This is a genomic window from Niallia sp., assembly GCF_031978665.1.
GTDB lineage: Bacteria > Bacillota > Bacilli > Bacillales > Cytobacillaceae > Niallia.
Genome location: NZ_DALZDK010000019.1, coordinates 48385 through 64713 on the forward strand (window position 1 = coordinate 48385; position 16329 = coordinate 64713).

Consider the following 16329-nt stretch of genomic DNA (forward strand, 5'->3'; position numbering starts at 1 on the left):
TTCATAAATTTATGCTCTCCTAACCAAGGTTGGTTAGGGGAGTTTGGTTGTTAATTATAGACTAGGAGAATTATAAGGGGGCATGAGGTTGAATAAGATTAATGTAAATAAACAACGAATAGAACAGAAGCTATTTGCATTAGGAAAGATTGGTTGCAATGCGAATGGAGGCTTGGACAGGACAACGTTTACTCCAGCAGAAATCGAGGCGAGAAACTGGTTGAAGCAGGAGCTTCATCTATTGAACCTAGCTGTCCATGTGGATGCAGCGGCAAACATTTGGGGGAGACGAGAAGGGGCTAATTCGGAATTACCAGTTATAGCATTTGGTTCCCATATTGATTCTGTTCCAAATGGCGGAATCTATGATGGAGCGCTTGGTGTGATTCTCGCATTGGAAGTAATGCAGGTGCTGGAAGAAAATAACGTGAAAACAATCCATCCATTAGAGCTTGTCTCATTCAGTGCAGAAGAGCCTAATCCATTTGGTTTCTCGACATTTGGTAGTAGAGTAATAACTGGAAAAGTAACGGCTGAAGATATAGCTGGTGTCACAAATCCAGACGGACAATTGTTAACAGAAGCATTACAGGAAGCAGGCGGTGATCCGAATGATTTTGTAAGTGCTATAAGAAGCCCCTTTGAATTTGCTGCCTATTTGGAGGTACATATTGAACAGGGAAAAAGGTTACTGAAACGAGAAATTCCGATTGGAATTGTAACAGGCATTACTGGCATCTACCGTGAAGAAGTAATTATTAGAGGGGATGCGAATCATTCAGGGACGACATTAATGAAGGATAGAGCGGACGCCTTTTTAGCAGCGGCAAGCATGGCAATCGCATTAGAAGATATTTTATTAAACTATCCTGATGAAGAGGTTGTTGGAACGATTGGCCAGGTCTTTGTAAAGCCGAATGCGACGAATATTGTACCAGGTGAAGTGACTTTCTCCATAGAAATTAGAGGGCAAGCGAGGGAGAAAATCAGGGATATAGTATCGAAATGGGAAGAGAGGGTCGAAAGCATTCATAGGCATAGAAAGGTGAAGGTGGAACGAGAAGTAAAGCTTGATCAAGTACCATCACCAATGAGTGAAAAGATACTGGCATGTTGTGAGGAGCAAGCGAATAAACTTAGCTATCCTTCTTACCGGTTAGGCAGCATGGCAGGTCATGATGCTGCCCATATGGCATCGGTCACCCAAGCTGGCATGCTATTTGTTCCAAGCTTAGCAGGGAAAAGTCATTGTCCAGAAGAAGAGAGTCGGATTGCTGATATTGAAAAAGCTGGAAACGTATTATTACATACTATTTTGGCACTGGATAACAGTCAATAAGGAGGAGAATAGGTGGGGAATTTATTTATAGCGGATAGTGTTTATACGAACGAGAATTTTAAAGAGCAATATAGTTTGTATGTGGAAGAGGGAGTGATTAAGGAAATTGGTCCAATAATGAAGCTAAAAGAAAAGTATAAAGGGGTCAATGTTCATTCATTAGAAGGAAAAACGATTATTCCAGGCACGGTAAATTCCCACAACCATTCCTTTCAAAGCTTACTGAGAGGTATTGCTGTCGATCGACCATTTTTGGAATGGAGGGATGAGGCATTATATAAATATACCCCTTACTTAGATGAAGAGGCGATTTACACTGGTGCTTTGTTTGCGTTCGGGGAAATGCTCCGCTATGGAGCGACAACGGTCAGTGATTTTTTCTATGTTCATAACAATGGAATAGCGTATGATGAAGCAGTCATTCAAGCAGCAAAGGATGTTGGAATTAGACTTGTGTTAGCACGGACGATGTACGATTGGGATGGAGCTCCGAAAGCGTATATTGAGACCATTGACCAAGCTGTTTCTAGAACGTATGAGCTTGCGAAAAAATACCAAGGCAATTCGATGGTGCATATCCAACCAGCTCCACATAGTCCACATGCCGCATCTCCAGAAATGATCAAAGCTGGGCATCGTCTTGCTTGTGAGATTGACACACCGTTCCACATTCATGTAGCAGAAGAACCCTTTGAGGTAGAAGAGACATTAGAGAAATATGGACTCCGACCAGTTCATTACTTAGATTCATTAGGTGTAGTCGATGAGCGCATGATCGCGATTCATTTGGTTTGGCTGGAGCAAGCGGAAATAGATCTTCTTGGTTCGCGAAATACATCTCTTGCTTATTGTCCTTCTAGCAATATGTTTCTCGCTGACGGGATTACGAAAATTCCAGATTTAGTGAAGTCAGGTGTAAATATTACACTGGGCTCAGATGGTGCGTGTAGCAATAATCGAATTTCCGTTTTTGAGGAAATGAGAATGTGCTCGATTTTACAAAAAGTTGATAGACTCGATGGAACCGCTGTAAATGCCCAGCAAGTATTTGATATGGGAACGAAAAATGCCGGGGAAATCTTGCGTTTACCAATCGGAAAATTAGAACAAGGAATGCAGGCCGACTTCGTAGCGATCGATACCAATGATTTGTCGTTGCTCCCAAAAACAAACTTAATTGCCAATATTGTTTATTCGATGCAGCCAAATGCCATTAAGGATGTATTTGTGGAAGGGAAGCAGATTGTCGGAGATGGGAAGTTATTGACCGTTTCGGAGGAGGCTATTGGGAAACGGGTGAATACTTTTTTTGAAAAGACTAGGGAAATGAATAGAGATTAAAAGGTACAGAATAAGAGTATGTGGGGGCAAGGGATACCTTGTCCTTATTTTGTTGTGAGCCACAATGAGCCTACACCAACAAATTCGAATAAGTATAATGGTATAATATGACTAGGTTAATTTATCCATATCACTAAAGAACTAGTAATGAATAAAAGTTTTTTCATTAATTTTCAACTTAAAGGGTGGTCAGTATGCTAGCAAAAATCAAAAAGGTAAAATTTAATACAGAAGGAAAAAATCCAGTTTATAAGGTTATTTTAGAATGCCCAAAAGGAAAGGAACTTTATATCCATTTCGATTATACCTATGCAACAAATACCTTTTGGCCACTAGAAGTGAGCTATGATGGACAACATAAAGATGCAAAACTAGCATGGTATACAAGGGATGTGGAACATGTGACGGTAGAAGCATTCTTAAAGAGCATTGCTGAAAAAATCAATAAGAAATATAAATATAGTTTAGGAGAATAAAAGTATTCCATATACATTTAAAAAATTTTCGGTGTCATAGAAAACGAAGGAATATTATGGAGGGTATCTGTGAATATAGGAGAAGAAATTGTCGCGTCCTATTTGGAATACATAAAGGAATGTGATTTTGTTCAAAAAAATCTTTATACAAAAGACGTTCAAGGTGAAATTGATGTGGTAGGTATTAATCTAAAAACAAATGAAGCCTACGTTTGTGAATCGACAACCCATTTAACTACAGGGTTACTATATGTAGGAAGAGATTATAAGAACAATAACATCCAGAAATTAGTTGATAAATTTAGTAAAGACATTGATTATGCTGAAAAGTATCTACCAGACTATCAAAAACATTATATGCTGTGGTCGCCAATTGTGAAGGATAATAAAACAACCCGTGACAATAGCCAAATATATCAACTAAATGTGGTAAAAGGAATGCTTTATGATAAGTATAAAATAAATCTTGAACTTATTATAAATGAAAGCTATCAAGATTGTTTAACAGCATTAAGAGCGTATGCAAGAAAAGAAACGAAAGCATTGCAATCCCCGATATTAAGGTATATGCAAATAGAAGAGTATTTAAGTAAACATATTAGTAATCTAAATAAATACAAAGAATCATGACTGTTTATTAATTCTAAGTGTTGAATGCATTAAATATATAAGAAGCAAAAAGCTACCTATTATTTTATAGTGAAAAAGGAGACAAGGATATTATGCTTTGTCTTTTTTGTATTTAATGGAACAATGGTTATTTGACGAAAGAAGGAGAATTCCCCTTTAGAAACATTAAGTTTCGATAAACAGAACCAATTACCTAGAAACCTACACCCAAAGAAATCGTACTATTACTAAAGAAAATCAATGGAAAGGAAAATATAGATGGAAAAGACAACTTTAGAACAAGTGGAGAAGGAAGCGGCGAAGCGTACAAAGAAGGATTTTTTTCTGGCTATCTTTTATCTTGTGCCTGGACTAGGTATTGCTTGGGGAATAATCGAGGGAATGGAGCATTTACAAATTAAAACCTTTTCAACTGCTGATTCCTTTCTGACAACTCCTAATTCGAATCCGCTATTCCAATTGATGATTATCTTAATAGCGTTTCTAATCATTCCTTCTATTTTAGAATTTATCTTAATAAATCGTTCAAAACTGACTGGGAAAAAATTCTTGAAAAGAATCTTGCTGTTCATTATTCCATGTATACCAGTGATGTATTTATCCTTTTTTAGTTATTTGGAGGTAGGAGAGCATTCGATTACCTATGATCCATTTTTGTCAGGAGAGAAAAAGACATATGCCTGGGAGGATATTGAATCGGTTGTTATTGATAAGGCAACATCCCGAAATAAAAGATTTGATTATTATGTTAACTTTAAAGATGGTACCAATATAGATATATGGGGAAATACAAGGATGAATATAGAAGAGTTAAAGCAAATAGATGATAGGATTAGGGCAAAGGGAATTCCTAAATATGTGAATGTACCTCCATATGAAAAAGGGCTAAAAGATGCCTATGGAGATAGTCCAAATAAATATAAAATGGTCCAACAAATAGTCAGTGAATGATGGAGAAACAATCCTATGAAATTTTGGTTAATCGAATTTATAAAAAAGGGAGATTCATATGGCATTCGATATCAATGAACATTATGATTTCGATACTTTCTATACAAGGGAAAAGGATTTAATCTATTCCAATCGCTATACAAAAAAGGAGAAATGGGGAAATATTTTCAGTTGTATTTTGTTTTTTTCCATGGTAGCTGCTTTAATTGGGTTGGCTGTCTATGTGTATTCATTGGAAAAGGTAGTTTGGCCGATATTTCTCATTGGATTAGGAGCGATGCTACCGGCATTTATAGGTGTTATCATAGCGACAACCACTCGGAAAATCCACCATCATGAAGTGGTTATTGAACTCCAGCCAATGGGCTTTACCCAAACGATAAAAAATCAAAAAACGACTGAAATACAGGAACTATATCTTCCTTTTGAAAAAATGGAAAGTGTAACGATGGGGCGCTTTCTTTATGTGGTCAACGGAAGAAAATACAGTCCTGGGACCTATTGGCATTGTATTGAATTAGCCATGAAGGGACTAACGCTAGATGGAAAAATGGTTTTGAAAAAATTTCTTTTAAAAAACCCGGATGAAATTGACCTTTGGATTAGCCAATTTCAACAAAACAATATCACCATCTATTTCACAGAGACGCTACTAAAGGATTTAACCTTAGAAGATTACGATAAATTGAATAAGGTTAAATATCCAGAGGAAACAGGAGATATTGCGTTAGCATATAAAACAGAGGGGCAAAAAGCACCTGTAAATTGGGATGGAAAGAGGATTTATCATTAAATGGAGAGATGGTTCTTACTTAATCCTAAATTTTAAAAGCACGCAAAAATGTTGTTAAATCAGCATTTGTGTGTGCTTTTTTGTAGTAGTTTTAAACGCTATGAGAATAAATGCTTGCTTGTGCGTCAAGTAATATCTTTCTTTATCTATCTTTAGCAGCATTATTCAAAAATGCAATTAACCATCATATGCACAAGATATAATACATACAATAGAACCTGAAAACGATTTCTAAAGGGGAGTGAATGGAGTATATGATACAAAAGACGTAGCGAATGTTGATAGTGCTATTGTAAATAATGAAGAATTAACCATTTTGCAATGAAATAGGATTTTGAAAACAATTAGAATATCAGATTAGAAGCTTTGAGGGTTATAAAAAACATATAAAGCAAATCGCTGAAATGATTCATTTCTTAAATATCTTTCAATTATACATATCGTAAGCCAACCAACATAACTTTTAAGAATAACTTGTTTCATATGGAAAGCCTTTTAAACAATGAATTATTTACGTCTTTGTATAGAAGTTTTACATATTTTGGGGAGGTAGAATATGAAGCATGGTAGTGAGAGTAATGCAAATGAAAATTTACAATCAGTGGATACGACGATAGGGAAAAAGATTGGATTTGGTGAGAGACTGGGATTTGGTGTTGGCGATTTAGCTGTCAACTTTGTATGGGCATCGATGGGAATGTTTATTGTGTTTTTCTATACAGACGTAGTGGGTATTTCGGCTGCAGTTGTAGGTACCATTATGCTTGTTTCCCGATTTTTAGATGGAATTTCAGATGTTGCAATGGGAGTAGTAGTGGATCGAACGAAATCGAAACATGGTAAAGCGCGACCGTGGATTTTATGGATGTGTGTACCATTTGCTGCCATGACCGTTTTGTTATTTACAGTTCCTGATGTTGGCGCGACAGGAAAAATCATTTATGCTTTTATAACCTATAACATTCTGACTTTAGCATTTACATCGGTTGTTATTCCGTATGGGACACTAAATTCGTTGATTACGCAAGATCAACATCAACGTTCTATATTAAATATTTTTAGAATGTTTCTTGCACAAATAGGGGTCATTCTTGTTAGTAGTTTGACGCTTCCATTGGTGGATTTCTTTGGAGGAAAACAAACTGGATGGGTCATGACATACATTGTTTATGGGATTATCGCGATTTTCTTATTTTTATTTACCTTTAAAGCAACTAAAGAAAGGGTACAATTTACACAAGAAAAAACAGAGGAAAAGATACCATTAAAAGTTAGTTTAAAGGCTTTATTACAAAATAAATATTGGGCGATGATATTCGGCTTCTTTATCATATACAGCATGGGAACGGCTCTATGGCAAGGAAGTACCATTTATTATGCTCAATATCTACTGGATAATCAAACATTAACAGGTATATTAACAATGGCCATTACCATCCCCGTTATCGTTGGATTCTTCTTTATGCCAGCACTATTTAAGCGATTTGGGAAAAGAAATATCGTGTTAGCTGGTTCCATCATTTCTATTATAGGTACACTGATCATTATGATTGATATAACCAATATCTATTTCGTCATAATTGGCCAAATTATAAGAGGATTAGGAAAATCCCCGTTTACGGGAGCGCTATGGGCGTTTTTACCTGATACGATAGAATATGGTGAATATAAAACAGGGATTAGAAATGAAGGTTTGGTCTATAGCGCCGGCAGTATGGGACAGAAAATTGGAGTCGGGCTCGGGGCAGCATTAGTTGGATGGATGTTAGGATGGACTGGATATATTGGTGGAGCAGCAGTTCAGCCAGATGAAGCGCTGTTCGGTATTAATGCTCTTTTCCTTTACCTGCCACTTGCAACCTATGTTTTACAATCGATCTTACTCTTGTTTTATAAATTAGATAAAATCTATCCACAGGTAGAAAAAGAGCTTTTAGCAAGAAGAAGTAAAATAAATACCCACTAAAAATGCTTGGATTATAATGCGTACAAGAGTTTCTTGTACGCATTATTTATGTTTTTTAATTAATTAGATAGCAGAAATTATAAGAAATGTTCCAAAGACTATTAGTTTGAATATTTTAAAAATTAATTAAATTCTCATTTACAAACAATAACTAGTGGTATATTATAACCCATATAAAGGAAAATGATGTTAGGAAAAATAACATCTTAGTGGAAACTTCAAATTAAACCTCTTTGGATTAGCATAAAACGAACCCTGAGACAGTAGATATGGAAGATTGTTAAATAGGAGAATAATTTGTTAACATTCTTTTCCGCTGTTGTTATTTGTAATACCTCCATCTTGTATATCTCTCAGGTTACTCCCTTTTTTAAAATTTTCCTGTGAAAATAAAATCATAGAATGTTTGGAGGAGCTTATATTGTCAATGGATAGTGCCCATCGTTTAGCCAATATTCCTTTTTCTAGTATTAGAGAAATCTTTGATGAAGCAAATGCGATGCAAAAAAGTGGGATTAACATTACACATATGGAAATAGGAAGACCAGATTTTGATACCCCTATACATATTAAAGAAGCTGCAAATGCAGCCTTGCAAAAGGGCCATGTTCACTATACAGCAAATAATGGAATCCAAGAACTAAGAGAAGCCATTGCTGATAAGTTAAAAAGGGAAAACAAAATTAATGTGGATCCTAATAAAGAAATAGTTGTGACTGTTGGATGTAAAGAAGCGATTATCAGCATGATTTTTGCATTTATAAACCCAGGTGATGAAGTGTTAATACCTGATCCTGCATGGCTTGAATATCAATACATTGTTGAACTTGCAGGAGGGGTGGTCATCTCGATTCCTCTACGTGAAGAAGAGGATTTCATTCTTAATCCAGACGATGTACGAGCTAGATTAACCAACCGAACAAAAATGATTCTTTTAAATTCCCCTCATAATCCAACTGGAGCAGTATTGCCAGAGGCTTACTTAAAAGAATTGGCTGATATTGCGATTAATCATAACTTACTAGTTCTATCCGATGAAATCTATGAAAAATTAATGTATGAAGATGCAGAACATATAAGTATTGCTTCCTTACCAGGTATGTTTGAGCGAACCATTACGATTAACGGTTTTTCAAAAGCATATGCGATGGATGGCTGGAGATTAGGGTATGCAGCTGGTCCTGAAAAGTTAATGAAACCTATTATGAAAGTGCATCAATATAACACTTCAAGTGCTACTTCTTTTGCGCAATATGGAGCGGTAGCAGCATATATGGGGACTCAGGAGCCTGTTGGAGAAATGGTAAAAGCTTTTGATGAACGGCGTCAGCTATTAGTTAAAAGATTAAGAGAGTTAGAGCATGTCAGTTGTGTAGTACCTAAAGGTGCATTTTACGTCTTTCCTTCTTTCAAAGGAATTGGAATGACATCAAAAGAATTGGCGACATTTCTTTTAAGAGAAGCTCAAATTGCTTGTGTTCCTGGGTCTGCATTTGGAAACTATGGAGAAGGCTATCTCCGAATGGCATATTCAACAGAGTATAAGCAAATTGAGGAGGCAATGGATCGATTAGCAATTGCTTTGAAAAAAGTAAGAGTAAAAAGCTAGAGTGGATTTAGATAGAAGTACAAATCCTATTTAATCATAACAACTACTATGAGAGTCACTATATGTTCGTTTGGAGGTCAAAAACTTGAAGCTTTTAATCATGTTAAGAGATGCTTTCTATGAAGCAAATCCAAAATTTATAGAAGATGCAAAACAACTTGGGGAAGTAAAAGTATTATATACGGATCATGGAATAGGGAAGGAAGAATTGAAAAGAGAAGTAAAAGATGTAGACATTATTATTGTCGCAGTAGTGAAAATTGATAGTGACGTGATAGAGGCGGCACCTCATTTAAAATACATTATTAAATATGGAGCAGGCTATGACAATATTGATGTAGAGTATGCGTATGAGAAAGGGATTCAGGTAACAAATGCCCCAGGGGTGAATGCTCAATCTGCAGCTGATCTAGCCTTCGGTTTGATGCTATCAGCAGCAAGAAATATCCCTAAAAAGGATCAAGAAATAAAATCAGGACACTGGGAATTGTCGATGGGGAATGAAATTTACCAGAAGAAGCTGGGAATCATAGGATTCGGTTCCATTGCCAAGGCAATCGCAAAACGCGCAATCGGATTTGATATGGAAACAATCGTTTGCACGAATTATCCCGATCAACCTGCAGCAGACACACTAAATGTAACATTTGTAGAAAAAGATGAACTATTTAAAACGGCAGACTATATTATTATTGCTACTTCTTTAAACGAAAAAAATAGACACCTCATTAATAACGAAACATTAAGTTTAATGAAATCCACAGCTTATATCATCAATATATCCCGTGGTCCATTAGTTAACGAACTAGATTTAGCTAAGGCATTAGAGGAGAAAAAAATTAAAGGTGCAGCTTTAGATGTATTTGAGGTAGAGCCACCTATCAATGATTTTCCAAGAAGGAAGGAGATTGTGGCAACACCACATATTGGAGGAGCAACCTTTGAATCAATAAAGAGAATAGGTGATTTATCCATCTCAAATATGAAGAAACTACTTAATAATGAAGAACTTGATTATGTGGTTATTCCAAAGCAAAGAGCATAATTCTTTCGTTAGAGAGCCCATCCATCTTAATGACGGAGGGCTTTTAAATTAGACTTTTAGTAAGCTAGAAGAAAACAGCGTAAGTTTAGTGCTTCTATCCAACTTAATCAAATATAGCCAAAAAAAGAAAAAAAGATACCTTTTTATGAAAACGCTTTATTTTTGAATACAAATTATCAAACGAGATACCTTTCGTGTTATTGACCTTTTGAATTACAATACAAGTACACGAACAGAATAGGGGGAGATGCAATATGAAGGGCTCAAAGAGGAAGTTTTTTGCAGGCTTTTTAACAGTGATGATGATTTTGTTAGCGCTTTCTGGATGTGGGAGTGATGCAGCTGATAAGAGTAATTCTGGGAAAGTCCAACTGAGGTTTGCGTGGTGGGGTGGAGAGGATCGACATGATGCAACATTAAAGGCAATAAAAAGATATATGGAATTGAATCCAAATGTAGAAATCAAAGGAGAATATGGTGGGTTTGATGGCTATAATCAAAAGCTTAGTACGCAAATAGCTGGAGGAACGGCTCCTGACATTATGCAGATGGATTACTATTATATGGCGGAGTATGCAAGTAAAGGGGATGCTTTTGTCAATCTAGATGACTATCAAGATCTTATATCTTTATCTGAATTTAGTGATGATTTTCTGCAGGATTTCAGTGTGGTTGATGGGAAGCTAATTGGTCTTCCAACTGGTGTAAACGCAGTTATGCTATTTGCCGATAAAAATCTGCTTACCCAAAATAATATTGATTTAACTGGGAAGTATGATTGGGAGCAGCTGATTGAAGAGGGAGAAAAGGTAAATAAGAATAATCCCGATCAATATTTCTTTAATATGGGTCCAGGTGAGATGGCAGATTTGGTATCTACTTATATGAAGCAAAAAACAGGAAATAATTTAATTAATGATGACTATACCTTAGGATTTGAGAAGGAAGATTTAGTGGATGGCTTAAACTATGTGGAAGAATTATGGGATAAAAAAGTAGCGCCAGAAATTAGCGATTACTCGACGATCGTACACAAAATTCAAGAGGCTCCGAAATGGATTAATGGCAACTTAGCAGCTGTTATGATGAGTGCCTCTGCCATTGAAACATTTAAAACTAGTAAAAATGATTTAACAGCATTATTATTGCCAATCAGCGATGATGCGGTAGATACGGCGATTCGAACACAGCCGTCTCAGGTCTTTTCTGTCAGCAAGAAATCAAAAAATCCTGAGGAAGCAGTGAAATTTATGAATTGGTTTTTAACAGATGAGGAAGCGATTGAGATTCTTGGCTCTGTGCGTGGTGCTCAGCCGACAGAAAAAGGAAGAAACCTGCTGGCTGAAAGTGACCAGTTAGATCCTTTAATTGCAGAAAGTGTGGATTTAGGCTTAGAGAATAGTGGAAAACCAGTGAATTCGATTTCCATTAATACAGAGATCGATAATGAATTCATCGATACCATTGAACAACTAGGCTATGGAAAATTATCGGCCGATAAAGCAGCGGATCATTTAATTGCTCAGATTAATAAGATAATAGAAGATGTTAAACCAGAATAATAGGGAGAAAGGGAAACGGGAAGCAAACAATTTGTCTGCTTCCCGTTTTCTATGACCTGATTTTAATCAAATGGATAATAAATGATGATGGCGGTTCCCCAGCCAGGTTTGCTTAAAAGGCGAAAGGTACTCTTATGATGATAGGTAAGCTGCAGTCGTCTCACTGTATTGCTCAAGCCAATATGTTCAGTGGAAAAGTCATCCCGAGAAAAACTCTCGTATAGTTCTTTTATTCTTTCTTTCGAAATTCCTTTTCCATTATCAATAATAATAATTTCAATGCCAGCTTGCTTTTGTTTGATTTTGATCTTTATTTTAATAGAGTTAGACTCTTCCTCTTTATTTAAACCATGTGAAATGCTGTTTTCTATAAAAGGCTGGAAAAGGAGCTTCAAAATACTTTCATGTAAAATCGTATCATCATAGTCCCATTGAACCGATAGCTGGTCCTTGAACCTGATTTGAAGAATGTTAATATAATTATTCGTATTACGAATTTCTTCTTCAATATTGACGGTTCTCCCGCCAATTCTTAACGAGAAGTTTAATAAATCGGATAAATATTCAAGCATTCGTACAGCCTCATTTGGCTTACCAGTTAAAGCGAGTATTTTCCAATAAATTGTCGTAAGCGTATTTGTTAAAAAATGTGGATTCATTTGGCTTTGCAAGGCTAGTATTTCTGCAGATTGTAATTGATATTTCTTTTCCGTCAGTTCAATTTTTAGCTGATTTTGTTCCACATAGGATTTGATGATATTCTCCACTATATATTGATATTCCGCATCTTTAAATTGCTTCGTTTCGGGCAAATGCTGTTGTCCATTTTTGGCAGAATGAATAATCGAAATGACATTGCGAAGATGACTGATATTTTTATGGGAAAAGTAAATGACGATTAAAATACCTAGAATGAAAGAAATAATACTTAAGGCGATGGTTATGCGCTTTAACATAATTGGGACTTTATAGAGTATATTTGTTTGGACAATCGAGACATATTTCCAGCCGCTTGTACTAGAATGGTGTTTCGTGACTAAATATGATTCCCCATTTACTTGGAGCGAAAAGGAATCTTGTTTTTTATCTCCAATCTGGTTAAGGTCAATTTTTTTTTTGGAAGGGCTATTTTTGTTCCCAAAGAGAAACTGATTGTTTTCATCAAGGACAAAAATGGTTTGATTTTGATAGGTTTTTAAGTTGTTTAAAATTGTTTTGAAATAGCTTTTTTTCATATTTAAGACAATGATTCCTTGGGCCTTTGTTGAGTTAGACCAATAGATATTCCGGTAAAGGCTAATCACATCATGTGGTGCATGAAAGTTATAGTTTTTGATCGTTCGATTTTGAACCCAAACTTTGCTGTTCGTATTTTTTTTATTAAACTGACTAAACCATTCTTGATCATAAAATTGTTCTAACGTTACTAATCCATCGCTTGAAGTAAGGACACGTTTGTATTGGTTATCATAGTACACATAAATGGAATAAATATAGGGTCGAGCAAGGGCCTGTGTTGTCAGGGTGCTTAAGCTAAAACTTAATGCTCTTGTTTGCTCATAATTTAGTGTTTCTGCCCGTAGGAAGTCTTTGAAGTTCATAATATTTTCGGAATTCGCGCTATTATCTAAGTATAACGAATTCATCTCATTGAAGATTAAGTCGATATGCTGCTCCATTTGGTTTAATAGATTGTTATTATTCATCGTAATAGATTGTTTAAACTGATGCTCGACAATGGTATAGGACAAGGCCCCAAGCAGTGTTAATGGAATTAACATGGGGCATAGGAAAAAGAGGATGTTTTTAATAAAATATTTTTGACTCATAATCCGTCCAGGCTAGGTTTTTTCCGATATTCTCTTGGACTTTTTCCGAAAAATTTAATAAACATCCTAGTGAAATTTTTCGGGTTGCTATACCCAACCATTGTACTGACATCATAGATTTTGTATTGGCTGTCTAAGATAAATGCTGCCGCTTTTTGCATTCGAACAGTATGTACATAGGTGGAAAAATTTTCTCCTGTTTTGTTTTTAAAATAGGTACTAACATAATTGGCACTCATATGGACTAGCAAAGCAGCATCTTCAAGCGTCGCACTGCTATAATGTTCATTCACATATTTTTTTATTGTTTCAATGATATGATCACTATAGGTCATTTGTTCTGATGTATTTTCTGTCGGTCTTGTTTGGCGTGGATCTAATTCTTTTTTCAAATTCGAAAGGACGCTGTATAATTCATCGTATTTACTAGGCTTGATGATATAATCGTAAACGCCGTATCTGATGGCTTTTTTTGCATATTCAAAGTCTCGATAGCCACTTAGCAACACGATTTTGATTGGTAATCCCCGCTTTACCACTTCTTCGGCCAGCTCTAATCCATTCATGACTGGCATTTGAATATCACTGAATAATACATCAATTTCATTGTTTGTGATATATTCTAATGCCTTTTTCCCATTCTGGCATTCTGATACCACTTCAAATCCAATTTCATTCCAAGGAAAGTAATGGATAAGACCATGGCGGATTTCAGGTTCATCATCGACCAATAACACTTTATACATATAGACCTCCTCCTATGAAAGGATCCTTTTGGCTAAATATTTAGCTCTGAAGAAAAGATACATATAAGCGAAAAAATGATACCTTTTTATGAAAACGCTTAACTTTTGGTGGATTATAAAAATTGGGATACCTTTTTATTCCCGCATTCCTTCTATAAAATAATAATTAATAAAGTAACTACTATGAATATATTACATGAGGAGGCTGGAAATGACAATCATTAACAGCGGTATAGAAAGGGGAGTTTTGGATGTATTCAAAAAAAGAAATTAGTTTGCCTCAGAGTGAAATTCAACTAAGCGTAAAGACCAAGAAGAAAAGGAAATACCAATATATCGGTCTTGTATATATTTTACCTTGGTTGATTGGTATTTCCGTATTTGAGCTTTATCCATTGATCTATTCTTTTTATCTCTCCTTTACAGATTTCAATATTATTAGCGAACCAAAATTTATTGGACTATCAAACTATGTCAAGATGTTCACAGATGATCCTGATTTTTATACCTCTCTAAAGGTAACCTTTTATTATGTTTTAATAGCTGTGCCATTAAAAATTGCCTTTGCCTTGCTAGTAGCAGTTCTTCTTAATTTTAATATCAAAGGGATGGGCATCTTTCGAACAGCATATTATTTACCTTCGATTTTAGGTGGAGGGATTGCAGTAGCGATTTTATGGAGGTTTATGTTCTCAGAGGACGGGTTAATTAATGATGTGCTGGCATTCTTCCATTTACCAACGGAAAACTGGTTGGGTAATCCTGACACCTCCTTATTGACGATTAGCTTGTTAACGGTTTGGCAGTTTGGTTCTTCGATGGTTTTATTCCTGGCAGGATTGAAGCAGGTTCCAGCTGAATTATATGAAGCAGCTAAGGTCGATGGTGCTTCGAAAATTCGGACGTTTTTTTCCGTTACATTGCCGATGCTAACACCTATTCTATTATTTAACATTATTATGCAGACAATTAATGCATTCCAAGAGTTTACTGCTGCTTTTGTCATTACGAATGGAGGACCATTAAAGTCTACGTATTTATATGGTGTAATGCTTTATGAAAACGCATTCACTTATTTAAAAATGGGTTATGCATCTGCTCTTTCTTGGATTCTGTTTATCATTATCCTTATTTTTACATTAATACTTTTCAAAACGTCCAAACAATGGGTGTTTTATCAAGATGAGAGGTGATCTAGTATGACGAAAAGAAATAACATTCTTTTATACCTGTTTTTAATCATTTTTGGTCTCGTGCTGATTTATCCCTTTTTATTTATGGTTTCTGCAACCTTTAAAACGAATGAGGAAATTTTTACAGGGATTGGCCTAATCCCCGACAATTTTTCCTTCGAGGCTTTTCGGAACGGTTGGAAGGGGATTGGGGAAACTACGTACGGAATGTTTTTAATGAATTCTATTAAACTAGTTGTTCCGACTGTTCTATTTACGATTGTATCGAGTGTCATTGTGGCTTACGGATTTGCCAGATTTGAATTTCCCTTTAAAAAAATCCTTTTTGGAGTTATGGTAGCAACGCTTATGCTTCCACAAGCTGTTGTTATTGTACCGAGGTACTTATTGTTTCATAAGCTGGGATGGTTAGATACGTACCTACCATTTTATGTACCGGCATTACTAGCTACTTTTCCATTCTTTACATTTATGCTCATTCAGTTCATTCGCGGCTTGCCGAAGGAACTAGATGAATCTGCTATTTTGGATGGTTGTAATTCCTTTATGATTTTAACGAAAATTCATTTGCCTTTATTAAAACCAGCTTTAATTTCCGTCGGAATCTTTCAATTTATGTGGACTTGGAATGACTTCTTTAATTCTCTTATATACATCAACAGTGTGGAAAAATATCCTGTTTCCCTTGGTTTGCGTATGTTTTTAGATGCAGAGGGGGCTGTTACTTGGAATGAAATTATGGCGATGTCGGTAATAACCATTTTACCGTGTATACTTGTCTTCTTTGTTTGCCAAAAGTATTTTGTTTCAGGTATTAGCACAAGTGGGTTAAAGGGCTAAACAAAAAAT

14 protein-coding genes are annotated in these 16329 nt (G+C 35.7%); 12 read left to right on the top strand and 2 right to left on the bottom strand.

Annotation, left to right across the window (positions count from 1 at the left end):
* Window positions 1–88: 88 nt before the first annotated feature.
* From RTL21_RS12010 to RTL21_RS12055, 10 genes are all read left to right on the top strand, one after another.
* The gene (locus RTL21_RS12010; protein ID WP_312096122.1) at window positions 89–1339 is read left to right on the top strand and encodes a Zn-dependent hydrolase; all 1251 of its coding nucleotides are present in this window, start codon (window positions 89–91) and stop codon (window positions 1337–1339) included.
* A gap of 12 nt (window positions 1340–1351) precedes the next feature.
* Window positions 1352–2680 carry an amidohydrolase family protein gene (locus RTL21_RS12015; RefSeq protein WP_312096123.1) on the top strand — a complete coding sequence of 443 codons (1329 nt, stop codon included), beginning with the start codon at window positions 1352–1354 and terminating at the stop codon, window positions 2678–2680.
* 194 nt (window positions 2681–2874) lie between these two features.
* Window positions 2875–3156, top strand: coding sequence for a hypothetical protein (locus RTL21_RS12020; protein WP_312096124.1), 282 nt, complete (start codon window positions 2875–2877; stop codon window positions 3154–3156).
* Between the two features lie 69 nt (window positions 3157–3225).
* Window positions 3226–3786 carry a hypothetical protein gene (locus RTL21_RS12025; protein ID WP_312096125.1) on the top strand — a complete coding sequence of 187 codons (561 nt, stop codon included), beginning with the start codon at window positions 3226–3228 and terminating at the stop codon, window positions 3784–3786.
* A 258-nt stretch (window positions 3787–4044) separates the two neighbouring features.
* The gene (locus tag RTL21_RS12030; RefSeq protein WP_312096126.1) at window positions 4045–4737 is read left to right on the top strand and encodes a hypothetical protein; all 693 of its coding nucleotides are present in this window, start codon (window positions 4045–4047) and stop codon (window positions 4735–4737) included.
* A gap of 58 nt (window positions 4738–4795) precedes the next feature.
* Window positions 4796–5530, top strand: a complete 735-nt coding sequence (locus RTL21_RS12035; RefSeq protein WP_312096127.1) for a hypothetical protein — start codon at window positions 4796–4798, stop codon at window positions 5528–5530.
* 556 nt (window positions 5531–6086) lie between these two features.
* Window positions 6087–7496, top strand: coding sequence for an MFS transporter (locus tag RTL21_RS12040; RefSeq protein ID WP_312096128.1), 1410 nt, complete (start codon window positions 6087–6089; stop codon window positions 7494–7496).
* Between the two features lie 427 nt (window positions 7497–7923).
* Complete coding sequence (locus RTL21_RS12045; RefSeq protein ID WP_312096168.1) at window positions 7924–9105, top strand: pyridoxal phosphate-dependent aminotransferase; 1182 nt, start codon at window positions 7924–7926, stop codon at window positions 9103–9105.
* Between the two features lie 85 nt (window positions 9106–9190).
* Window positions 9191–10150 carry a phosphoglycerate dehydrogenase gene (locus tag RTL21_RS12050; RefSeq protein ID WP_312096129.1) on the top strand — a complete coding sequence of 320 codons (960 nt, stop codon included), beginning with the start codon at window positions 9191–9193 and terminating at the stop codon, window positions 10148–10150.
* A gap of 254 nt (window positions 10151–10404) precedes the next feature.
* Window positions 10405–11712 carry an ABC transporter substrate-binding protein gene (locus RTL21_RS12055; RefSeq protein WP_312096130.1) on the top strand — a complete coding sequence of 436 codons (1308 nt, stop codon included), beginning with the start codon at window positions 10405–10407 and terminating at the stop codon, window positions 11710–11712.
* Window positions 11713–11774: 62 nt separating this feature from the next.
* Here RTL21_RS12055 and RTL21_RS12060 read toward each other — a convergent pair whose 3' ends face one another.
* Window positions 11775–13541: a sensor histidine kinase gene (locus tag RTL21_RS12060; protein ID WP_312096131.1), complete on the bottom strand. Its 1767-nt coding sequence runs from the start codon at window positions 13539–13541 to the stop codon at window positions 11775–11777.
* The gene (locus tag RTL21_RS12065; protein ID WP_312096132.1) at window positions 13538–14287 is read right to left on the bottom strand and encodes a response regulator transcription factor; all 750 of its coding nucleotides are present in this window, start codon (window positions 14285–14287) and stop codon (window positions 13538–13540) included. Before RTL21_RS12065 ends, RTL21_RS12060 begins: the two co-directional genes overlap by 4 nt.
* Window positions 14288–14538: 251 nt before the next feature.
* Here RTL21_RS12065 and RTL21_RS12070 point away from each other — a divergent pair, with 251 nt between their 5' ends.
* Both RTL21_RS12070 and RTL21_RS12075 read left to right on the top strand, forming a co-directional pair.
* Complete coding sequence (locus RTL21_RS12070; protein ID WP_312096133.1) at window positions 14539–15480, top strand: carbohydrate ABC transporter permease; 942 nt, start codon at window positions 14539–14541, stop codon at window positions 15478–15480.
* Window positions 15481–15486: 6 nt separating this feature from the next.
* Entirely contained in the window at window positions 15487–16320 is an 834-nt protein-coding gene (locus RTL21_RS12075; protein WP_312096134.1) for a carbohydrate ABC transporter permease, read from the top strand.
* Window positions 16321–16329: the final 9 nt, after the last annotated feature.